At 39.9% G+C, this 22,732-nt stretch carries 20 protein-coding genes and 2 pseudogenes; 15 read left to right on the top strand and 7 right to left on the bottom strand.

Annotated features, from left to right (window positions below; all coding sequences use genetic code 11):
• Positions 1-128 precede the first annotated feature (128 nt).
• The 4 genes from trxA to pgsA all read right to left on the bottom strand — a co-directional run bounded on the left by trxA (position 129) and on the right by pgsA (position 4,535).
• A complete protein-coding gene (gene trxA / locus ACERCF_RS10200; RefSeq protein ID WP_373625515.1) occupies positions 129-458 on the bottom strand; it encodes a thioredoxin in 330 nt (109 codons plus the stop codon).
• Between the two features lie 135 nt (positions 459-593).
• Positions 594-1,904 carry a nucleobase:cation symporter-2 family protein gene (locus ACERCF_RS10195; protein ID WP_373625514.1) on the bottom strand — a complete coding sequence of 437 codons (1,311 nt, stop codon included), beginning with the start codon at positions 1,902-1,904 and terminating at the stop codon, positions 594-596.
• Between the two features lie 172 nt (positions 1,905-2,076).
• Positions 2,077-3,912: an excinuclease ABC subunit UvrC gene (gene uvrC, locus ACERCF_RS10190; protein ID WP_373625512.1), complete on the bottom strand. Its 1,836-nt coding sequence runs from the start codon at positions 3,910-3,912 to the stop codon at positions 2,077-2,079.
• A 74-nt stretch (positions 3,913-3,986) separates the two neighbouring features.
• Entirely contained in the window at positions 3,987-4,535 is a 549-nt protein-coding gene (pgsA, locus tag ACERCF_RS10185; protein WP_373611028.1) for a CDP-diacylglycerol--glycerol-3-phosphate 3-phosphatidyltransferase, read from the bottom strand.
• 196 nt (positions 4,536-4,731) lie between these two features.
• Here pgsA and ACERCF_RS10180 point away from each other — a divergent pair, with 196 nt between their 5' ends.
• The 12 genes from ACERCF_RS10180 to ACERCF_RS10125 all read left to right on the top strand — a co-directional run bounded on the left by ACERCF_RS10180 (position 4,732) and on the right by ACERCF_RS10125 (position 15,237).
• Positions 4,732-5,397, top strand: a complete 666-nt coding sequence (locus ACERCF_RS10180) for a Bax inhibitor-1 family protein (RefSeq protein ID WP_373625511.1) — start codon at positions 4,732-4,734, stop codon at positions 5,395-5,397.
• 28 nt (positions 5,398-5,425) lie between these two features.
• Positions 5,426-5,776 carry a TusE/DsrC/DsvC family sulfur relay protein gene (locus tag ACERCF_RS10175; protein WP_373611030.1) on the top strand — a complete coding sequence of 117 codons (351 nt, stop codon included), beginning with the start codon at positions 5,426-5,428 and terminating at the stop codon, positions 5,774-5,776.
• Positions 5,777-5,902: 126 nt separating this feature from the next.
• A complete protein-coding gene (apt, locus tag ACERCF_RS10170) occupies positions 5,903-6,442 on the top strand; it encodes an adenine phosphoribosyltransferase (protein WP_373625509.1) in 540 nt (179 codons plus the stop codon).
• 85 nt (positions 6,443-6,527) lie between these two features.
• Complete coding sequence (dnaX, locus tag ACERCF_RS10165; protein WP_373625508.1) at positions 6,528-8,567, top strand: DNA polymerase III subunit gamma/tau; 2,040 nt, start codon at positions 6,528-6,530, stop codon at positions 8,565-8,567.
• 4 nt (positions 8,568-8,571) lie between these two features.
• Positions 8,572-9,480: an ABC transporter ATP-binding protein gene (locus ACERCF_RS10160; protein WP_373611033.1), complete on the top strand. Its 909-nt coding sequence runs from the start codon at positions 8,572-8,574 to the stop codon at positions 9,478-9,480.
• 1 nt (position 9,481) lies between these two features.
• Entirely contained in the window at positions 9,482-10,243 is a 762-nt protein-coding gene (locus tag ACERCF_RS10155) for an ABC transporter permease (RefSeq protein ID WP_373611034.1), read from the top strand.
• A gap of 117 nt (positions 10,244-10,360) precedes the next feature.
• Positions 10,361-11,119, top strand: a complete 759-nt coding sequence (gene modA, locus ACERCF_RS10150) for a molybdate ABC transporter substrate-binding protein (RefSeq protein WP_373625507.1) — start codon at positions 10,361-10,363, stop codon at positions 11,117-11,119.
• Positions 11,120-11,173: 54 nt separating this feature from the next.
• On the top strand, positions 11,174-11,866 hold the full coding sequence (gene modB, locus ACERCF_RS10145) for a molybdate ABC transporter permease subunit (protein WP_373611036.1): 693 nt from the start codon (positions 11,174-11,176) through the stop codon (positions 11,864-11,866).
• Positions 11,853-12,908: a molybdenum ABC transporter ATP-binding protein ModC gene (gene modC / locus ACERCF_RS10140; protein ID WP_373625505.1), complete on the top strand. Its 1,056-nt coding sequence runs from the start codon at positions 11,853-11,855 to the stop codon at positions 12,906-12,908. Before modB ends, modC begins: the two co-directional genes overlap by 14 nt.
• 54 nt (positions 12,909-12,962) lie before the next feature.
• Positions 12,963-13,397 (top strand): type II toxin-antitoxin system RatA family toxin, encoded by a 435-nt coding sequence (locus ACERCF_RS10135; RefSeq protein ID WP_373611038.1) that lies wholly within the window; start codon positions 12,963-12,965, stop codon positions 13,395-13,397.
• Positions 13,387-13,710, top strand: a complete 324-nt coding sequence (locus tag ACERCF_RS10130; protein ID WP_373611039.1) for an RnfH family protein — start codon at positions 13,387-13,389, stop codon at positions 13,708-13,710. Before ACERCF_RS10135 ends, ACERCF_RS10130 begins: the two co-directional genes overlap by 11 nt.
• Positions 13,711-13,947: 237 nt before the next feature.
• The gene (locus ACERCF_RS10125; RefSeq protein ID WP_373611041.1) at positions 13,948-15,237 is read left to right on the top strand and encodes an MFS transporter; all 1,290 of its coding nucleotides are present in this window, start codon (positions 13,948-13,950) and stop codon (positions 15,235-15,237) included.
• A 67-nt stretch (positions 15,238-15,304) separates the two neighbouring features.
• Here ACERCF_RS10125 and ilvD read toward each other — a convergent pair whose 3' ends face one another.
• Both ilvD and ACERCF_RS10115 read right to left on the bottom strand, forming a co-directional pair.
• Entirely contained in the window at positions 15,305-17,152 is a 1,848-nt protein-coding gene (gene ilvD / locus ACERCF_RS10120; RefSeq protein ID WP_373611042.1) for a dihydroxy-acid dehydratase, read from the bottom strand.
• Positions 17,153-17,348: 196 nt separating this feature from the next.
• Positions 17,349-17,996 (bottom strand): OmpW/AlkL family protein, encoded by a 648-nt coding sequence (locus tag ACERCF_RS10115; RefSeq protein WP_373611043.1) that lies wholly within the window; start codon positions 17,994-17,996, stop codon positions 17,349-17,351.
• 263 nt (positions 17,997-18,259) lie between these two features.
• Between ACERCF_RS10115 and clpB the strand changes: the two genes are divergently transcribed.
• A complete protein-coding gene (gene clpB / locus ACERCF_RS10110) occupies positions 18,260-20,827 on the top strand; it encodes an ATP-dependent chaperone ClpB (RefSeq protein ID WP_373625504.1) in 2,568 nt (855 codons plus the stop codon).
• Between the two features lie 281 nt (positions 20,828-21,108).
• Positions 21,109-22,251 (top strand): 5-methyltetrahydropteroyltriglutamate--homocysteine S-methyltransferase, encoded by a 1,143-nt coding sequence (locus tag ACERCF_RS10105; RefSeq protein WP_373611045.1) that lies wholly within the window; start codon positions 21,109-21,111, stop codon positions 22,249-22,251.
• A gap of 48 nt (positions 22,252-22,299) precedes the next feature.
• Here the strand turns inward: ACERCF_RS10105 and ACERCF_RS10100 are convergent.
• A pseudogene (locus ACERCF_RS10100) lies at positions 22,300-22,614 on the bottom strand (SLC13 family permease); the annotation flags it as partial.
• 52 nt (positions 22,615-22,666) lie between these two features.
• Between ACERCF_RS10100 and ACERCF_RS10095 the strand changes: the two are divergent.
• Positions 22,667-22,732: pseudogene (locus tag ACERCF_RS10095) on the top strand (IS1595 family transposase); the annotation flags it as partial.

The raw sequence follows: 22,732 nt of genomic DNA, 5'->3' as shown, positions 1-22,732 counted from the left end.
GACTAGGCTTATCTGATAAAACAAGCGGTCTTTTTTTGTTATTTTCTTGCAGTTTTACCCTTTACAGGCAATATTTGAATCACAAAAAAATAGGGCGATAAATACGCCCTATTTTTGCTTTCATTTAATTATAACGCTTGTTTAATAAATTCAGTCATTTGTGCGTGTGGAAGAGCGCCAACTTGTTGAGCAACAACCTCGCCATTTTTGAATAAAAGTAAAAAAGGAATGCTACGCACGCCAAATTGTGCAGCTACATTCGGATTTTCATCTACATTCATTTTGGCAATTTTTACTTTTCCTTCAAATTGCGGATCAACTGATAACTCATCAAGTACAGGCCCGATCATACGGCAAGGACCACACCACGGTGCCCAGAAATCTAATAATACAGGTACATCTGATTTTAAAACATCTTGTTCAAATGTTGCGTCTGTTGTGTGAATAACATTACTCATAAATTTGTCCTTAAATATCTAACTAAAATAAAAAGAAACGCTCTAACTCTGATTACGAGTTAAGACGTCCAACTTTTAATAAGATAGTGACTAATCCAGAAAATTTCAAGTAAGATTTACCGATTACATCAATCACTATTCGTTTTCTGATGTTTTATTTTTATCTTTTGGTAGAATTAAATTCAAAATTAATGCAAATAATGAACCTACGGTAATACCTGAACTAAATACTTCTTTTACAAAAGAAGGAAGTTTATCCAATAATTCAGGGCGTGTAGTCACCGCTAACCCACAACCGATTGAAATCGCAATAATGAGACCGTTACGTTTTGAACGTTCTACCTTATCTAACATTTGAATACCTGCAGCAATAATCATTGCAAACATCATCAAGCCCGCACCACCTAAAACTGGAGTTGGAATAGACACAATCAAGGCTCCAAACCACGGGAAGATACCAGCTAATACCAATAAGCAGCCCATCACAGTTACAACATAGCGACTAGCCACTCCTGTTAAAGAAATCACTCCGATATTTTGGGCGAATGATGAAAATGGCGTAGTGGACATAATTGCTGCAAATGCGGAGCCTAATCCATCACATAACACGCCGCCACGTAAATGTTTACCTGTAATTTCGGTTTGTGTCGCATTTCCTAACGCTAAAAAGTTACCGCTTGATTCGACAATGGTTACTAAATAAGCGATACTCATTCCAATAATACCTGAAATCGGGAAAGCAAGACCAAAATGCAATGGCTGTGGAATAGCTACCACATCGGCTGATTTTACATTCTCAAAGTTGATCCAACCTAATGCTAACGCTACCAAATAGCCTACCATCATACCAATCACAATCGCTGCGGCAGAGAAAATCCCTTTACCCCATTGCACTAAAATCACAACCAATACTAATACGAAAGTTGCCATTGCAAGATTAGCAGGATCAGCATAATGAGCATCACCTCTTTGACCGCCTGCAAACCAGTCCACCGCTACAGGAATTAAGCTCAACCCGATCATCATTACCACAACGCCAGTTACCACAGGTGGGAAAAGTTTACGCACATAAGGCATAAAAAAGCTACCAATTATCATCACCAATGAACCCACTAATGATGCTCCCATAATGCCTGCTACACCGTGTTCACTAAAACCGATAGCAAGTGCTGCAGCTACGAAGGTGAAGCTCGTTCCCATCACACTTGGTAAACGTAAGCCGATAGGTCCAATGCCCTGACATTGAATAATAGTTACAATACCCGAAACCAATAACGCTGCATTAACTAAAACAATAATATCCGTTGCAGGTAAATTGAGTACATTACCAATCACAAGTGGTACCGCAATAATACCGCCTAACGCTGCCAGCAAATGTTGAGCGGCAAGAAGTAGCGTTAAACCAAATGGCGGTTTGGAATCAACAGGATAAAGAATTTTTTGCATAAATACCCTAAACTAAGATCTAAGAAATAAAAATTGGGGCGAATTATACGGATTTAAAAATAAATAAGCAAACGATTACGCAATCGTTTGCTTATTTTTTATTTCAGTTTGAATAGTGATTACAAGTGACCGTTTTTAGTAAAAAATTTCTAAAAAATGACCGTTTGTAAGTTTAACTATTTCTCAAAGTATCAAAAATCACTTCCGCTAAGGCTTTAGAGATGCCCGGTACGCTTTGAATTTCTTCGACTGTGGCGTTTTTCACACCTTGCATTCCGCCTAAATATTTCAATAAGGCTTGACGGCGTTTGGCCCCAACACCTTCTATGCTTTCTAAGCCACTTTCAGTAAAGGCTTTTTGGCGTTTTTTTCGGTGTGCATTGATAGCGTAATTATGTGCTTCGTCTCGAATATGCTGAATTAAATGTAGAGCAGGGCTATCGGGCGGTAAATTTATCTCTTTATCCCATTTGCTAATAATCAAGGTTTCTAGCCCTGCTTTTCGTTCCACCCCTTTTGCAACACCAATTAGGAGCGGTTTAGATGTATCCCACTCCACCTTCAGCCTAGCAAAAGTGTCTAACGCTCGGTTGAGCTGTCCTTTGCCTCCGTCAATAAAAATAATATCTGGAATTTTTTCCGCTGGAAGTGGTCGGTCATAACGCTTCAGAAGAGCCTGCTCCATTGCGGCATAATCATCACCAGGCGTAATACCTTCAATATTAAAACGGCGGTAATCCGATTTCAAAATGCCGTTTTCATCGAACACTACACAAGAAGCGACTGTTTGATTACCCATTGTGTGGCTGATGTCAAAACACTCCATTCTTGCAATTTTTTCGAGATTTAACACCGCTTGTAAAGCCTCGTAGCGAGTGTGAATACGTTCGTCTTGTTTTAATTGAACATTCAGAGCTGCAATTGCATTGGTTTGGGCGAGAGCGAGGTAGCGGCTCTTTTCCCCTCGCACTTTATTTAAAATAGTCACTTTATGCCCTGCTTGTTCAGAGAGTACTGTTTCTAAGGCTTCTTTTTCACTCATTGTTTGATCGATAATAATCTGATTTGGAATGGTACGATGTTGATTCATCTGCAAGTAAAACTGCCCGATAAAGGTATCGCTAAGTTCGGCAAGATCGGTATGATTCGGTACTTTTGGAAAATAGCTTCGATTGCCCAATACCTTGCCTTGACGCACAAACAAAATATGCACGCAGGCAATGCCATATTGGTAAGCAATCGAAATAAAGTCCAGATCGTCCCAGCGATCAGTTGAGATCGACTGTTTTTCCATTACTTCCCGCACGAGTTGGATTTGATCTCGATAACGTGCCGCTGTTTCAAATTCCAGATTTTCAGCCGCACTTTCCATCTTACCAATCAAATATTCAACCACTTGGTGATCTTTACCTTGTAAAAACAGTCGGACTAATTTGACTTGATTATCATATTCTTCTTGCGTGCAATAACCCTCCACACAAGGAGCGAGACAACGTCCTATTTGATATTGCAAACAAGGACGAGAGCGGTTTTTATAATAGCTGTCTTCACATTGACGGACAGGGAAAATCTTTTGCAGTAAGTAGAGTGTTTCCCTCACTGCGGTAGCATTAGGATAAGGTCCAAAATATTCGCCATTGATTTTCTTACTGCCTCGAAAGCTACCAACACGAGGGTGTTGATGTTTAGTGAGTAAAATATAAGGATAGGCTTTATCATCACGCAGAAGCACATTATATTTAGGTTGGTTTTCTTTAATATAGTTGTGTTCTAATAGCAGGGCTTCTGTTTCAGAATGGGTAAGTGTTGTCTCAATATGAGCAATATTCGACACCAATGCTTCGGTTTTACGATTGGGCAAATTTGCACGGAAATAGCTTGATAAACGCTTCTTTAAATCTTTCGCTTTGCCAACATAGATAATCTTCCCTTTGTCATCGTACATACGATAAACACCAGGTTGATGAGGTACATCAGCAAGGAAAGATTTTGAATCAAATTCGGACATTATGTGTGATGAAATTCAGAATATACAATTGCAAACTAGTTCCCAATTGCAAAAAAATAATAAAAATAGACCGCTTACGACTTCAACAAACTACCTTTTGAAGCATTCAAATATTGCAACATCGACCAAATAGTTAAGCCTGCCGCAATATAAAGTAAAATAAAGGCTAAAATTTCTATTGTTTCACTTTGTCGCCAAATCATTCCGCCTAAGGCTAGCATTTGAGCGGTTGTTTTGACTTTCCCCCAAATGGAAACGGCAACGCTTGCTCTCTCACCAAGCTCAGCCATCCATTCACGTAATGCAGAAATAATAATCTCTCTAGCAATCATAATGCAGATTGGAATCGTCACCCACCAAGTATGGTAATGCTCCGCTACACAGACAAAAGCAACTGCAACCAGGACTTTATCGGCAACAGGGTCTAAAAATGCACCGAGTCTCGTAGTTTGATTCCATTTTCGGGCTAAATAGCCATCAAATGCATCAGTAATAGAAGCAATAAAAAAGATCAAGGTAGCAATTTCAGGGGCATATTTCGTCGGCAGATAAAATGCCACAATAAAAAGTGGAATCATTCCGACACGAAATAAGGTCAAATAAGTTGGGAAATTAAGCTTCATAACAAACTAAAGGAACAAGCAGTAGAATTGTGTTAAGTGTAACATAACTAAATTATTTTTTTTACTCCTCTGTTACAAAATCGCATTGACTTTACAATAAATTACCGCTAATTTAAGACTTGATTTATGGAAATTTATCCATACATATCAATCCGTCGGTTTTTCCGATTTAAAAACAAAAACAGAAGGAATTTTTATGGAAAATCGTTTAGCTCATAGCTACTCAACAAATGAATCACTTATTAGCACCCACAAAGTGCTACGCAATACCTATATGTTATTGGCAATGACACTGACTTTCTCAGCCGTTGTTGCTTTTGTTGCAATGCAAATGAACGCACCGGCAATGCCTTGGTGGGGATTATTAATCGGATTTTATGGCTTACTTTTCTTAACCAATGCCACTTCAAATAGCAGTGCGGGTATCTTAAGCGTATTTGCTTTAACAGGCTTCTTAGGTTATACCTTAGGTCCTATTTTAAACCGCTACATCGGTGCTGGTTTAGGCGATATTGTTGCCCTTGCATTCGGTGCAACAGCATTAGTTTTCTTCGCTTGTTCAGCTTATGTTTTAACAACTAAAAAAGATATGAGCTTTTTAAGCGGAATGATGATGGCTCTTTTCGTTGTATTATTAGTTGGTATTATTGCAAACATTTTCTTATCAATCCCAGCTTTAGCATTAGCGTTAAGTAGCTTATTTGTTATCTTCTCAAGCGGTGCAATTTTACTTGCAACCAGCAATATTATTCACGGCGGCGAAACGAATTATATTCGTGCCACTGTTGATTTATATGTTTCTATCTACAACCTATTTGTAAGTTTCTTACAAATCTTCGGTGTATTAGGCACTGATGATTAATATTAAAATCTAAGAGGAATGCCACTTTATGTGGCATTTTTATTTTATGTCTATTGAACTAAATAATATCCACTACCCAACTGACGACTCAGGCTACTTAAAAAATTTAGCTGACTGGTCTGAACAACTCGCTGAAAAAATCGCTGAAAAAGAGCAAATCACTTTAACCGCTGAACATTGGGAGATCATCTATCTAGTGCGTGATTTTTACCAAGAATATAAAACCTCTCCAGCGATTAGAATGCTAGTAAAAGCAATGGCACAAAAATTTGGCGAAGAAAAAGGCAATAGTCGTTATTTGCAACGTTTATTCCCTGATGGCCCAGCAAAACAAGCCACAAAAATTGCAGGATTACCAAAACCTGCGAAATGTTTATAAAAAATGTCGGGCATAAATGCCCGACCTACTTGCTTTTGTTTTGCCATCTCGTAATTTCTCCTTGAAATTTCCCTCATTTTTCTATAGAGTTTTCCAGTTATTTTCAAATTACATATAGGTCAAATAATGAACCAATTAGATTTAATCAAATCTTCTATCAAATCCATTCCTGATTACCCTAAAGCAGGCATTATTTTCCGTGATATTACTTCTCTTTTAGAAGTGCCTAAAGCATTCCAAGCTTCTGTTGATGCCATTGTGGCTGAATTTAAAAACAAAGGCATTACTAAAATTGTCGGCACAGAATCTCGTGGTTTTATTTTCGGCGCTCCTGTTGCCTTAGCACTTGGCGTGCCTTTTGTACTGGTTCGTAAACCTAAAAAATTACCGCGTGAAGTCATTTCACAATCTTACACACTTGAATACGGCGAAGATACACTAGAAATTCACAAAGATGCAATCAATTCTGACGACAATGTGTTAATGATCGATGACTTATTAGCAACAGGTGGCACGATTGACGCAACAGCTAAATTAATCCGCCGTTTAGGAGGCAAAGTAGAACACGCCGCATTCGTGATCTGGCTTCCTGATTTAGGTGGTAAAGAGCGTTTAGAACAAGAAGGAATAAAATCCTTCAGCTTAGTGAGTTTTGAAGGTCACTAATTACAAGCGGTTGTATTTTCTCAATTTTTTGCAACCAGTAGAGGCTAATTGCAATTAGCCTCTACAAAATGGATAAAAAACAAATATGAGTTATCAGGTTCTAGCCCGTAAATGGAGACCTCAACGCTTTTCAGAAGTGGTTGGTCAGCAGCACGTTTTATCTGCTCTTGAAAATAGTTTAAGAGAAGATAGGCTTCATCACGCCTATCTGTTTTCAGGCACTCGTGGTGTGGGTAAAACCTCCATTGCTCGCCTTTTTGCCAAAGGGCTAAACTGTGAAAATGGCATTACCGCCGAGCCTTGTGGCGAATGTGCTAACTGTAAGGCTATTGAAGAAGGACATTTTATCGATCTGATTGAGATCGATGCAGCTTCTCGCACCAAAGTAGAAGACACTAGAGAACTACTTGATAACGTACAATACAAACCCACAGTTGGACGTTTTAAGGTTTATCTGATTGACGAAGTGCATATGCTCTCTCGCCACAGTTTCAATGCGTTACTTAAAACCCTTGAAGAACCGCCTGAATACGTTAAATTCCTGTTAGCGACAACCGATCCGCAAAAACTGCCGATCACCATTCTTTCTCGCTGTATGCAATTTCATTTGCGTGCATTAGAACAATCGCAAATTGCGAAACATTTAGAGTTTATTCTTAACGCAGAAAGCATTCCCTACGAAACCATTGCTATCGAAAAACTAGCGAAAGCGGCACACGGCAGTATTCGTGATTCGCTTAGCTTAACCGATCAAGCTATCGCAATGAGTAATGCGAATATTACGCTAGACGTAGTAAGCCAAATGCTTGGGTTGATTGATGACAATCAACCACTTGAGTTAGTACAAGCAATCGCCCAAGCTGATGGCGAAAAAGCGATGGCGATGATTGAGCAAATAGCCTCTAAAGGAGTGGATTGGCAGCAACTACTAAGTGATATTGCCGAAACATTGCACAAAATTGCGATGTTGCAATTAATCAAAACGACCAATACTGAAGAAACACTTATCCATTTTCTGGCAAAACAAATGCCGCCTGAAGATGTGCAGTTTTTCTATCAACTTATCCTGAACAGCAAAAAAGAGCTGCCTTTTGCCCCTGAGCAACGTGCTGGCGTAGAAATGGCAATTCTGCGAGCTTTAGCTTTCCACCCAAAACAGGCGGAAAGAATAGCAACTGTCGTAATGCCAACTATAGCTGCTCCGCAAACTCACAACGCTGTTGCTAATATTCAGCAGAAGCCACAAAATCAGATTTCTCAGCTAAGAGAGACTTTTGAGAGAAATCAGCAAAAATCGGCAGTAGCTTCACAAACGACACAAGCACCAGCTACAGCTCCTGTAACGCCTAAAGAAGAAAGTACAACTACCCTTTCTCCTGCAATGGCGGCTCTGGAGGCTCGTAAAAAATTACAGCAACAGCAAGCTGATTTAGCTCAAACCGAAAAAAAAAAGCCTGAGTTAAAAACTCCTCAATTTATTGCAAAAAAATCGGAAAATTCGACCGCTTCATTACAAGAGCGGTTTATCCAATTTGCAGAAAATCAGCAGCACACAACGCAACAATCCACTTCAAAAGCAGAAAAAACACCTAAAAGTGTAGATGACGAAGATTACCGTTGGACGTGGCTCAATCCTGAATTAGAAAATCAAGCAGACAGTGCCAAACCGTCCGATATCAAACAAGCTATTTTGCAGGAACGCACCCCTGAATTAGTGAAAAAAACCATTAATCTATCTTGCCAACAAGATAGATGGTGTGAGATTGCTAATTCACTTAATTTAGGTGGTTTTTCACGCCAAATTGCCTTAAATAGCTACTTAGATAAACACGCTGACAACCATCTTTTATTGGTATTAAAGCCCAATATGGCACATTTAGATAATGTGGAATCCCGTAAAAATTTAGAAATTGCATTGGCTGAAAAAGGCTATAGCCATGATTTATCCATTGGCGACAATCCAGATAAACAAACGCCGCTCGAAATTCGCCGAGCAATTTTCAAACAATTGACCGAAGCGGCAAAATCGGCTTTGCTGAATGATGAAAAATTAATGTTACTTCGCAACGCGTTCGATGCACAAATTGATGAATCCACCATTCGAGCCGTTGCACAGAGTGAGTAAATAGATGAAAGCATTAGAATTAATTGACCTTGTAAAAACCTATCCGACCGGCGTAAAAGCGGTAAAAGGAATCAACCTTGTGGTGGAACAAGGGGATTTTTACGCCCTACTCGGGCATAATGGTGCAGGGAAATCCACCACCATTGGTATTATTAGTTCCCTTGTGAATAAAACAAGCGGTAGAGTGAAAGTATTTGGCTACGATTTAGATACACAAAAAGTAGAATTAAAACACCAAATCGGTCTAGTGCCACAAGAGTTTAACTTCAATCAGTTTGAAAAAGTGATTGATGTGCTGGTGCAACAAGCCGGTTTTTACGGTATTCCACGCAAAGAAGCCCTTATCCGTGCCGAAAAGTGGCTAAAACTCCTCGATTTGTGGGAAAAACGTACTCATCTTACCCGTGAACTTTCAGGCGGAATGAAACGCCGTGTGATGATCGCCAGAGCCTTAATGCACAATCCGAAACTGCTGATTTTAGATGAACCTACCGCAGGGGTAGATATTGAACTTCGCCGCTCATTGTGGGATTTCTTGCGAGATCTGAACAATCAAGGCACAACCATTATTCTGACTACGCACTATTTAGAAGAAGCCGAAATGCTATGCCGCCATATCGGCATTATTCAAAATGGCAAGTTAATTGAAAACACCTCAATGAAAGCCTTACTGGCGAAATTAGAAAGTGAGGTATTTGTGTTAGATTTGCAAAATTCTGTTCAAAATCAACCGCTTGTTATCCAAGATTATCCGCATAAATGGATCGATGAAAACACCCTTGAAGTGAATGTGAAACGCCAACAAGGGCTAACCAATCTCTTTTCACAAATTGCGGCTCAAGGGGCAGAAGTATTAAGTATGCGAAATAAATCCAACCGCTTGGAAGAACTCTTTATTAATATGGCTCAATAAAATGAATTTTATCGGATTTTATACTTTAGCGTGCAAAGAGTGTCGTCGTATTCTAAGAATTTGGCGACAAACCCTTGTGCCACCTGTGATTACTACCACTCTCTATTTCTTGATTTTCGGCAAATTAATTGGCGGACGCATCGGCGAAATGAATGGCGTGGGCTATATGGAATTTATTGCTCCTGGTTTGATTATGATGACGGCAATTACTGCCTCTTATGTGAATACCGCTTCGTCTTTCTTTCTCAGCAAATTTACCCGTGATTTTGAAGAGTTACTGATTTCTCCCCTTTCCACCCATAACATTATTTGGGGCTATGTGTTAGGCAGTATTTTACGGGCTGGCTTAGCGGCTCTCTTAGTAATGTTGGTTGCAATGGTTTTTGTGAGCTTTGATATTCACTCTGTTGCGATCATTGCTTTAACGCTATTTTTAACCATTGTCGCCTTTGCGTTAGGTGGACTAATTAATGCCGTTTTTGCAAAATCATTTGATGATGTAGGATTAATACCGACTTTTGTACTTACACCGCTCACTTATTTAGGTGGGGTGTTTTATTCTATTTCGTTACTCCCTGAATTTTGGCAAACGGTGTCAAAATTTAACCCTATCGTATATATGATTAACGGATTGAGATATGGTTTTCTTGGCATTAGCGATGTACCGCTCGTTTACACCTTTGGTGTGTTGATTTCGTTATGTATCGGGCTATATATTGTCACTTATTCGTTAATTCAACGTGGGATTGGGTTGCGTTCGTAGCTTGTAGGAGCGGGCCCTGTGCCCGCCCGTAAATTAATATTGTTTTCGGACAGGCATAGGACCTGTCCCTACGAGTCCAAATTGAATTGCTTTTTTGCTACCTCTGAGAATAACATTATGAAAGCGTTAAAAGAATTATCGATTGTAAGTCTATTCACTTTTGGTATTAATGTGGCTTATGCAGAAGATCTTACCATCTTCGCCGCTGCCTCAATGAATAATATTCTGCAAGAAATTGGGCAAGATTTTGAACAAAAATACCCTGAAGATAAAATTACATTTTCATTTGCGTCTTCCTCTGCGTTAGCAAAACAAATTGAGCAAGATGCTCCAGCAGATCTGTTTATTTCTGCCGACCAACAATGGCTAGACTACCTTGCAGAAAAACAGCCTGATAAAATCAAGCAACGAACTAATCTAGTTAAAAATGAGTTGGTTTTAATTGCTCCGAACGAGAGCCAACTCCAAGCAGAGAACATACAAGCGGTCGATTTTGCCAAAGAATTAGCAAATAGTTATTTATCTGTTGGCGATCCTGCTCACGTTCCCGCTGGAAGATACGCCCAAAAAGCCTTAACCTACTATAACCTGTGGGAAATAGTTGAGCCTAAATTAGCCCGAGCTAAAAATGTGCGAGATGCTCTTTCTTTTGTTGAGCGGGGAGAATCGCCACTAGGCATTGTGTATGCAACAGATGCAAAAGTATCTGATAAAGTCAAAGTGATTGCGAAATTCCCTGCTGAAAGTTACGATGAAATTGTTTACCCTGCTTCCGTGGTAAGTGAAAAACCATCTGCTGCCAAATTTTTAGATTTTCTACACACACCAGAAGCAAAAGCTAGATTTGAGGCTGCTGGGTTTTATCCTATAAATTAAATTTACTCTCTCCCCTTGTGGGAGAGGGCAAATTTATAACCAAATAGTTAGATTATGTTTGATTTTACCCCACAAGAACTAAATGCGATTGTTCTCAGCCTAAAAGTTGCCTCCATTGCAGTGGTGCTTGCTTTGCCGCTTGCCGTGTGGGTAGCTTGGTTGCTTTCTCGCAAACAATTTTGGGGTAAAAATTTGCTTAATGGTATTGTCCATCTTCCCTTAGTTTTACCCCCTGTGGTGATTGGTTATTTATTACTTATCTCAATGGCAAAACGAGGTGTCATCGGACAATATTTGTGGGAGTGGTTTAATTTTAGTTTTAGTTTTTCGTGGAAAGGGGCTGTACTTGCTTCGATGGTAATGGCATTTCCGCTAATGGTACGTTCTATTCGCTTGGCGTTTGATTCCGTTGATCCTAAACTTGAACAAGCCGCCCGCACATTAGGGGCAAGCCCATTAAAAGTCTTTTTTACCCTAAATTTACCCCTCGCATTTTCAGGCATTATTGCAGGCAGCGTTCTCGGTTTTGCCCGTTCATTAGGCGAGTTTGGAGCAACTATTACATTTGTTTCCAATATACCAAACCAAACCCAAACTATTCCAGCCGCTCTTTTTACTTTTATTGAAACCCCAAATGGCGAAATGGCTGCCGCCCGATTATGCTTGGTAGCTATTGTAATTTCATTAATCGCCCTATTCTGTTCAGAATGGTTGGCTGAAAGGCAGAAACGCTATGCTAAAACTTAACCTTATTCAGCAACTCGGCAATCTTGATTTGAATGTCAATTTAGCAATTCCAGCTCAAGGCATTACCGCTATTTTCGGGCGTTCGGGGGCAGGTAAATCTAGCCTGATTAATTTAATTGCAGGGCTTTCTACCGCTCAATCTGGGCGGATTGAATTAAACGGACGAGTGCTGTTTGATAGCGAAAAAGGCATTAATCTACCGCCTGAAAAACGCAATATTGGCTATGTATTCCAAGAACATCGGCTTTTTCCGCATTATTCAGTAGAAAAAAATCTGAAATATGGCTACAAGCGGTCAGATTCTTCCGATTTTTTGCAAATTGTGGAACTTTTAGGCATTGTTCATTTATTGGATCGCTACCCTGCTAGTCTTTCTGGTGGAGAGAAACAACGAGTTGCGATTGGACGTGCTTTATTAAGTTCCCCCGATATTTTATTGATGGACGAGCCTTTATCTGCCCTTGATTTACCACGCAAACAAGAGCTACTCGATTATTTAGATAAATTAGCCTCTCAGCTCAATATTCCAATTCTCTATGTTAGCCATAGCTTAGAAGAAATTGTTCGCCTTGCCGATCAACTCGTTTTGCTCAATAACGGCAAAGTGATGGCATTTGATAGAGTTGCAAATGTGTGGCACAGCCCTGCTTTTGCCGATTGGCAGCCGAATAATCAACGCATTAGTTTGCTTGAGTTACCGATAAAAGAGCAGCAATCAAGCTACAATATGCTTGGATTAGGACTAAATGAGCAACGTTTGTGGATTAACCAGCTTCCTCGTCATCAAATGGGTGAAAATTTGCGTGTTACTATTGCGAGTAAAGATGTCTCCATCAGCTTGCAAAAGCCAATCCAAAGTTCAATCCGTAATGTATTGAAAGGTTATATTCAGAAGATTGAAACCCATTTAGACAGGGTTGATCTCGCTGTTCTTATTGAAGATCAAACCATTTGGAGTACGATCAGCCTGTGGTCTTTTGAGGAGCTTTCGCCCAAAGAAGGACAAGCTGTTTATATTCAAGTCAAAAGCGTTTCTTTATAGCCTTGCAAATTTCTTGTAAAATATGACCGCTTGTTAATTCAAAAAAGAGATATTATGCCAACCGTTAGTCAATCCGCCCTTGTGCCTTATAGTGCTGAACAGATGTATCAGCTTGTAAATAATTATGAGAAATATCCTGAGTTTTTATCAGGCTGTGTGAGTGCAAAAACCTTAAGTATAGGGGAAAATGAATTAACCGCAGAGCTTCATATTCAAAAGTTGGGAATTAGCCAAACCTTTAGTACCCATAATAAAATGACTCCGCCCTATAAAATCGAAATGAATTTAGTGCAAGGCCCTTTCCGTCATTTACACGGCTTTTGGACATTCACGCCATTTGATGAGCAAAGCTGTAAAATCTCACTGGAGCTGAATTTTGAATTTTCAAGCCCGATTGTGGCATTAGTTTTCGGTAAAGTATTTAATGAACTGACGTTAAAAATGGTCAATGCTTTCAAACAACGAGCAAAAGAGGTGTATGATGTCTGAACAACTTCAAACAGAACAGGAAATGCAATTAATTAATGTAGAAGTGCTTTACGCCTATCCAGATAAATATTTCCTCAAAAAACTGCAAGTGCCGCACAACACCACGATTCAAAATATTATTTTGCTCTCTGGCGTATTAGAAAAATATACCGAAATCGACTTGCGAGAAAATAAAGTCGGTATTTTTAGCCGCCCTGCTAAGCTCAATGAAACGGTGGAAGATGGCGGCAGAATTGAGATCTACCGTCCATTAATTGCTGACCCGAAAGAAATTAGACGCAAAAGAGCCGCTGAACAGGCGGAGAAGAAATAATTTTTCTCCATTTACCTAATGTAGGGGCGAATAATTATTCGCCCTCCTATCAACAATCATTTCCATTTAGGGCGAAAGATGTTTCGCCCCTACAATTTAAATTCCCTATTCCCTTCTAACGGATTTATCCATTATGAAAATCTTTCATAAATTTTATGTAAATTTTGCGTTTGATTACTTTTTTGTAAATCCATATAGTTCAAGGTATAAAAATAGATTATGCTTGGAGAACAACTTATGGATATTCGCAATCAAATTGCTCAAAACAAAATGACACCATTTCAATGGTTTGTTGTTGGTCTTACTGTTTTACTGAACTTGCTTGATGGCTTTGATTTAATGGCTCTTGCGTTTACAGCTAAAAGCATTCGAGAAGAGTTAAATTTAGATGGGGCAACTATCGGCACATTAATGAGTGCTGGTTTATTTGGTATGGCAATCGGCTCATTATTACTTTCCCCTCTTGCAGATAAATTTGGTCGCCGTCCGTTACTTTTAATCGGCACAGGCTTAGCCACATTAGGTATGTTATTAACCTATTTTGCTTCATCTGCTTTTGAGATTGGTTTATACCGTGTCATCACAGGATTAGGCATTGCCTCCATTCTAACGGGTACAAACGTATTAGTCAGCGAGTATGCCAGCCAAAAATGGCGTGGTTTAGCTATCGCCATTTATGCTTCGGGCTTTGGTATTGGGGCAATGTTAGGTGGTATGTCAGCCGTATTATTACAAGATGTCTATGGCTGGCGAGCAGTATTTTTAGTGGGTGCAGTTTTAACAGGTTCAGTATTTACACTGCTTCTTTTTGTATTGCCTGAATCGGTGGAATTCTTAATTTCAAAAAGACCTGCAAACGCCAAAGAACGCTTGAATAAAATTGCAGTTAAACTTGGCTTAGGCACAGGTTGGGAATTGCCTGAAGTAGAAACAAAAGGCAAAAATAAAGTCGCCATTACTCGCTTATTCGAGCCTGAATATCGCCGTAATACCTTATTAATTTGGGTAGCTTTCATTGCTATTTCAGCTTCATTCTACTTTATCAGCTCGTGGACGCCAGCTCTTTTAGAAGAAGCAGGAATGCCAAAAACCCAAAGCCAAACGGTAGGTATGGCAATTTCAGTGGGTGGAACAATCGGCTCATTAATTTTCGGCTTCTTAGTTAGCCGTTGGGCAGCGAAAAATATTTTACAGCTATTCAGCATTCTTTCTGCCACTGTCGTTGTTGCCTTCGTATTCTCTGGCACTTTAGGCTTAGCTATTGCCTTAGCAATTCTGGTTGGTGGATTAATCAATGGTTGCATTACAGGCTTATACACTATCAACCCAACACTTTATGCTCCAGACTTCCGTAGTACAGGTGTTGGCACAGCCATCGGCGTAGGGCGTTTAGGCTCAATTATTTCGCCAACACTTGCCGGTGTTTTATTAGATGCAGGCTGGAAAAAGAATGAACTCTATTTAGGTGCAGCCGTAGTGTTATTAATTGCAGCTTGTACTGTGCATTTTCTTAAGCAGAAGAAATAAATTCTAACTATGCAAAAAAATAAAGCCTCAATTCAATATTGAGGCTTTATTACTTTTCACAGTATTATTATTTTAAGAGCGAAACATCACGCACCGCACCTTTATCCGCTGAAGTTGCAAAATGTCCGAATACTTTTAGTGCAAATGACACTTCACGTTTGCGATTAACAGGTTGCCACGCTTTATCGCCACGAGCTTCCATCTCTTTATGGCGTTCAGCCAATTCTTCGTCTGAAATCATTAAATTGATTGAGCGGTTTGGAATATCAATTGAAACTGTATCGCCATCGTTAATTAAGGCAATTGCACCGCCTGAAGCGGCTTCCGGTGAAGCGTGTCCGATAGATAAACCTGATGTACCGCCAGAGAAACGTCCGTCTGTTAATAACGCACATTTTTTGCCTAAGCCCATTGATTTTAAGTAGCTGGTTGGATAAAGCATTTCTTGCATACCCGGCCCACCTTTCGGCCCTTCGTAACGAATAATCACGATATGCCCTTCTTTTACTTTTCCACCTAAAATGCCTGCAACTGCATCTTCTTGGCTTTCAAACACAATGGCAGTACCTGTAAACTTCCAAATAGATTCATCAACACCCGCAGTTTTTACAATGCAGCCATCTTCCGCAATGTTACCGAATAATACCGCTAAACCGCCTTCTTTAGTTACCGCATTTTCTACGTTGCGGATACAGCCGTTTTCACGGTTATCATCAACGGTATCCCAACGGCAATCTTGTGAGAAGGCTTTGGTAGTACGAATACCTGCAGGGCCAGCACGGAAGAATTTGTGTAACTCTTCGTCTTTGTTACGGATAATGTCATATTGGTTAAGTTGCTCTTCAATCGTCAATCCTAACACAGTTTTAACGTGGCGATGAATTAAACCGGCACGGTCTAACTCGCCCAATAACCCCATAATACCACCTGCACGGTGCACATCTTCCATATGGTATTTGTTGGTGTTCGGGGCAATTTTACTTAAGCACGGCACAACACGAGAAAGACGGTCAATGTCTGCCATTTTGAAATCCACACCGGCTTCTTGTGCTGCTGCTAATAAGTGAAGCACCGTATTACTTGAACCGCCCATTGCAATATCTAAGCTCATTGCGTTTTCAAAGGCATCAAAACTTGCAATAGAACGAGGTAACACGCTTTCATCATCTTCTTGGTAATATTTACGGCAAAGTTCGACAATTTCACGCCCTGCTTTTAAGAATAATTCTTTACGATCTGCGTGTGTTGCAAGCATTGAACCATTACCCGGCAAACTTAACCCTAAGGCTTCGGTTAAGCAGTTCATTGAGTTTGCAGTAAACATACCCGAACAAGAACCGCACGTCGGACAAGCGTGTTTTTCAATGGCATCAATACGCTCATCAGAGATATTTGGGTCTGCACTTTCGATCATTGCATCAACTAAATCTAAACGAATTAACTGGTCAGAAAGTTTGGTTTTCCCTGCTTCCATTGGACCACCTGAAACGAAAATAGTCGGAATATTTAAACGCATTGCCGCCATTAACATTCCCGGAGTGATTTTATCGCAGTTAGAAATACAAACCATTGCATCAGCACAGTGAGCGTTTACCATATATTCCACGCTATCGGCAATTAAATCACGGCTTGGTAATGAATAAAGCATACCGCCGTGCCCCATTGCGATACCATCGTCCACCGCAATGGTGTTAAATTCTTTTGCCACACCGCCTGCTTTTTCAATTTCAGCAGCAACTAATTGCCCCATATCTTTTAAGTGAACGTGCCCGGGAACAAATTGGGTGAATGAGTTTACCACCGCAATAATCGGTTTACCGAAGTCATTTTCTTTCATTCCAGTAGCACGCCATAAAGCTCTTGCACCCGCCATATTACGACCTTGTGTAGAGGTCGCAGAACGTAAAATAGGCATAATCTTCTCCAAATATTATGTTGTGTTTGTTAAATGGATTAATTCTACTTGAATTTTTTGGGAAGCGGTAATTTTTTTACAAGCGGTTGTTTTTCTGTAAAATTTTGCAAAAATTTAACCGCTTGTGCTTGTAAAATAAAAAAGAGTGTTAATGGTTAGATTAACACTCTTTTTTCTAGCTAAGTATCAAAGGGAATTAGAATTTCACACCGAAACCAGCAAATAATACCACTGGGTCAAGTTTCACTTTTACTTCGTGATCTAACCCTAACGCTTTAAATTTAGCCGTTGTTTTAATGCGTGTGTACCACGCTGCTGCGTTGAAGTAGATGTTATCAGTTAATTTTACATCTACCCCTAAGTTAGCCACAGGTGCAAAAGAGTGTTTTTTTACCTCTAAATTAGTAACTGCTGGGTGAACTGATTTAGCGTGGTAGAAACGAGTATAGTTAATACCTGCACCAACGTAAGGTTTTACTTTTGCAGTAGGCTCAAAGAAATAGTATTGAGCATAAAGACTTGGCGGTAACTGTTTTAAACTTACTACTCTGCCTAAGTCTAAGTTTAACGCAGGCACTTTACCGTTAATTTTGTGAGAGAACGGCGTTGCACCTAATAATTCGATACCCACATTATCCGCCAACATATAAGTTGCGGTTAAACCAAGCTGAGTGTTGTTTTTCACTTTTAAATCAACCTTAACTGGTGTAACTGTATTCGATTCTGAATTTGCTTGCACATTCACCGCACCAAAGCGGAACATTGTATCACCTGCTTGGTGTGCCATTGCTGAGCCAGCTAATAAAATCCCACCTAAAAGAATTGCTAATGCTGTTTTTTTCATTTTTATATCCTCTTAAAAATTAAATTATACCCATAAGTAGGTAAATGCAAATGAAGTGTAAATGAAGTGAAAGAGAAGTAAATTGATATTTATCAAACTTTTAACATTAAACCACCTATAGAGAGTTATTTTATTTATTTTTGTGATCTTTTTTACATTTTCACTTGAAAAGTGCTTGACAAACACCATTTATAGTTTCGTTAAAGATGAAGCTAAACAATATTAGCTTATTTCGATGAACTCTTAAGTATGGGAGAGAAAAGATGAATTTTGAAAAGATGACCACAAAACTGCAAGAAGCATTGGCGGAGTCCCAATCACTTGCGGTTGGCAAAGATAACCCTTATATCGAACCAGCTCATTTACTGTATGCGTTAGTGAAACAAGATGGTGGCTCTGTTGCTCCACTCTTTACGGCATTAAATATCAATGTACAAACTTTGATTAGCGAATTGCAAGCCATTTTAGACCGCTTGCCACAAGTTCAAGGTGGAAACACGCAGGTTTCACAGCAATTAGTGAGATTGTTAAATCAATCTGACAAACTCGCACAGCAATTTGGCGATAGTTTTATTTCCTCTGAATTGTTTGTGTTGGCAAGCATTGAGAATAATGGCGATTTAGGAAAATTATGGAAAAAATTTGGCTTAAGCAAAGAAAAACTGACACAAGCAATTAGCCAAATTCGTGGAGGAGAAAACGTGAATAATCAAAATGCGGAAGAAACCCGTCAAGCATTGAAAAAATATACGATTGATTTAACCGAACATGCAAAAGCGGGCAAATTAGACCCTGTTATCGGGCGTGATGAAGAAATCCGCCGTGCCGTGCAAGTGCTACAACGCCGTACCAAAAACAACCCTGTGCTAATTGGCGAACCGGGTGTGGGTAAAACCGCGATTGTGGAAGGTTTAGCCCAACGCATTGTAAACGGTGAAGTGCCTGAAGGCTTGAAAAACAAGCGTGTACTTTCTCTTGATATGGGAGCGTTAATTGCAGGGGCGAAATATCGTGGCGAATTTGAAGAGCGTTTAAAAGCGGTTTTAAACGAGCTTGCGAAAGAAGAAGGGCAAGTTATCCTCTTTATTGATGAAATTCACACAATGGTCGGGGCAGGCAAAACAGACGGCGCAATGGATGCAGGCAACTTGTTAAAACCAAGCCTTGCACGAGGCGAATTGCACTGTGTTGGGGCAACTACTCTTGATGAATATCGCCAATACATTGAAAAAGATGCGGCACTTGAACGCCGTTTCCAAAAAGTATTGGTTGATGAGCCAACGGTGGAAGATACCATTGCGATTTTGCGTGGTTTGAAAGAGCGTTATGAAATCCATCATCACGTTCAAATTACCGACCCAGCCATCGTGGCAGCAGCAACGCTTTCGCACCGTTATGTATCTGACCGCCAATTACCAGATAAAGCGATTGATTTGATTGATGAAGCGGCTTCAAGTCTGCGTATGGAGATTGACTCTAAACCTGAGCCATTGGATAAATTAGAGCGCCGTATTATCCAGCTTAAATTGGAACGCCAAGCGTTACAAAAAGAGGAAGATGAAGCGAGCCGTCAGCGTTTAGCCAAATTAGACGAAGAGATGGCAGCGAAAGAGCGTGAATATTCCGAGCTGGAAGAAATCTGGAAAGCAGAAAAATCTGCATTGCTTGGCACTCAGCATATTAAAGAAGAACTTGAAAACGCTCGCATTGCAATGGATCAAGCCCGCCGTGAAAACAACTTCGAGAAAATGTCTGAGTTGCAATATGGTGTGATTCCAAACTTAGAAAAGCAGTTACAAGCGGTCGAAAATGGCGAAAAAAATGCAGAAGCACAGCTACTTCGCACCAAAGTAACCGAAGAAGAAATTGCGGAAGTGCTTTCAAAAGCAACTGGCATTCCTGTTGCTAAGATGATGGAAGGCGAGAAAGAAAAACTTCTTCGTATGGAAGAGGTATTGCACGCTCGTGTTATCGGGCAAAATGAAGCGGTAGATGCGGTGGCAAATGCAATCCGCCGTAGCCGTGCAGGGCTTTCTGATCCGAATAAACCAATTGGCTCGTTCTTATTCTTAGGCCCAACAGGGGTAGGTAAAACAGAATTGAGCAAAACATTGGCTAACTTCTTGTTTGATGACCCTGATGCAATGGTGCGTATTGATATGTCTGAGTTTATGGAAAAACATAGCGTTTCTCGCTTAGTGGGTGCACCTCCAGGCTATGTGGGCTATGAAGAAGGGGGCTATTTAACTGAAGCGGTTCGCCGCCGTCCATATTCTGTAGTGCTACTCGATGAAGTGGAGAAAGCTCACCCTGATGTATTTAACATTTTACTGCAAGTGTTAGATGACGGTCGTTTAACCGACGGGCAAGGCAGAACCGTAGATTTCCGTAATACCGTTGTGATTATGACCTCAAACTTAGGCTCGCACCTCATTCAAGAGAATGCACATAAGGGCTATGATGTGGTGAAAGAGATGGTAATGGAAGTTGTTGGACACCACTTCCGTCCTGAGTTTATCAACCGTATTGATGAAACGGTAATATTCCACTCGTTAGGACAAGACCATATCCGCTCGATTGCGAACATTCAGCTACAACGCTTAATTACTCGCTTGGCAGAACGTGGTTATAGCCTAACCGTAACCGATGCGGCTTTAGATCATATCGGCAATGCAGGCTTTGACCCATTATTCGGTGCAAGACCACTTAAACGTGCAATTCAGCAAGAGCTTGAGAATCCACTCGCTCAACAGATTTTAAGCGGTAAATTAGTACCAAATAAACCTGTAACGGTGGATTATCAAGACGGACGAATTGTGGCAACACAATAATATTTTTACCCTCTCTACCAATAGTGCGAGCGTCTTCGTTCGTACCTTACAAGCGGTTAATTTTGCAAGAAAATTTGCAAACATATTAAATAGCACTAGCGTGGACGCTAGCGCTATCAAGAAGGCTGAGATTTGCAAAAAATTGTCAAAATATAACCGCTTGTATAGTAAAAATTTTCATACTGCCCTTCATTAATTTTCATAAGCTAATGAAGGGCTTTTTATTACTATTTTTGTTATGATTAACAACGTTTATAACCAACAATTACAAGGAGTGATTTATGAGCAAATTATTTCCAGATGCAACCATTCGTACTCAAGCCCCTTATCGCAATGATATTGTGGGAAGTTTTTTACGTACTGATGCGTTAAAACAAGCGAGAGAAGATTTCAATCAGCAAAAAATCAGCCAAGAGGAACTCAGAGAAGTAACTCGTCAAGAAGTGAAAAAGCTCGTTGAATTGCAAAAACAGCACGGTGTGAAAGCAGTTTCTGATGGTGAATTTAGCCGTACTTGGTGGCATTTAGATTTCTTAGCTGAACTTGACGGTATGGACTGGCAAGAAACAGAGGTCTTTAATGTAAATTTCACTGGGCATAAACCGAAAGGTCAAACCGTGAAAATCGTAGGTGATATTGATTTCTCTGACAATCACTCATTTATCGATGCTTACCAAATTTTAAAAGAAGCAGCAGGTGATTATCCAACTAAGTTCACTATTCCAGCACCAACAATGCTACACCTTGTTTGCTGTATTCGCGATGAAAATTACCAACCTCTTCCGCAATATCAAGATGAACAAAAACTCTACGATGATATTGCGAATGCGTATATCAAAGCAATGCACAAATTCTATGAAATGGGTTTACGCAACTTACAGCTAGATGATACAAGCTGGGGGCAACTCTGTGCAGAAAACAAACGTAAAGAGTTTGAAGAAAGAGGTATTAATTTAACTCAACTTGCTGAAAACTATGTCGCATTATTAAACCGTATTGTGGATGCAAAACCGGCGGATATGTCTATTACAATGCACATTTGTCGTGGCAACTTTCGTTCTTCTTGGTTCTCAGAAGGCGGTTATGGTCCTGTTGCTGAAACGCTATTCGGCAAATGCCGTATTGATGGTTTCTTCTTAGAATATGATACCGAACGTGCAGGCACATTCGAGCCGTTACGCCATATTAAAGATCAGCAGGTAGTTCTTGGTTTAATTACCTCGAAATTTGGCGATTTAGAAGATAAAAATGCAATCATTGAACGCATTAAAGAAGCGGCTCAAATTGTGCCGATTAACCAATTATGCTTATCGCCACAATGTGGTTTTGCTTCAACCGAAGAAGGTAACATCTTAACTGAAGCAGCACAGTGGGCAAAATTAAACTTAATTAAAGAAATTGCGGAAGAAGTTTGGGGTAAGTAATTCCCTTTTTATAAAAAAATAGCCAAGTAATCACTTGGCTATTTTCATTTACAACCAGAACCAGTAACCAATTCCGGCAATCACTAATATACAAAGCAAGTCGATTTTATAAGACTTGAGCATATCTTTTTGTCTAACCAAACCTGTTCTGTAAACAATGGCATTAGGTGGTGTTCCTACAGGCAACATAAAGGCACAAGATGCCCCAAGTCCGATTATCAGAGCAAAACCTAACGGATTAATATTCAATGCTTCTGCAATAGAAATAAATATCGGTACAAGTAGGGCTGCACTAGCAGTATTTGAAGTAAACTCCGTTAAGCAGATAATAAAGGCAGCAATAATTAAGCACACAATAAAATAAGGGGCTGTCCTAGATAACGACTAAAACTTCCATTTAGGTTAAGATAACCTTATGAGAAAAAGTCGTCTAAGTCAGTACAAACAACATAAACTCATAGAGCTGTTTGTAGCAGGCGTA

This window comes from Mannheimia kashgarensis (assembly GCF_041807705.1).
Taxonomy (GTDB): Bacteria; Pseudomonadota; Gammaproteobacteria; order Enterobacterales; family Pasteurellaceae; genus Mannheimia.
The sequence above is the reverse complement of the archived record's forward strand: the minus strand, read 5'-3'. Positions and strand labels throughout refer to the sequence as shown.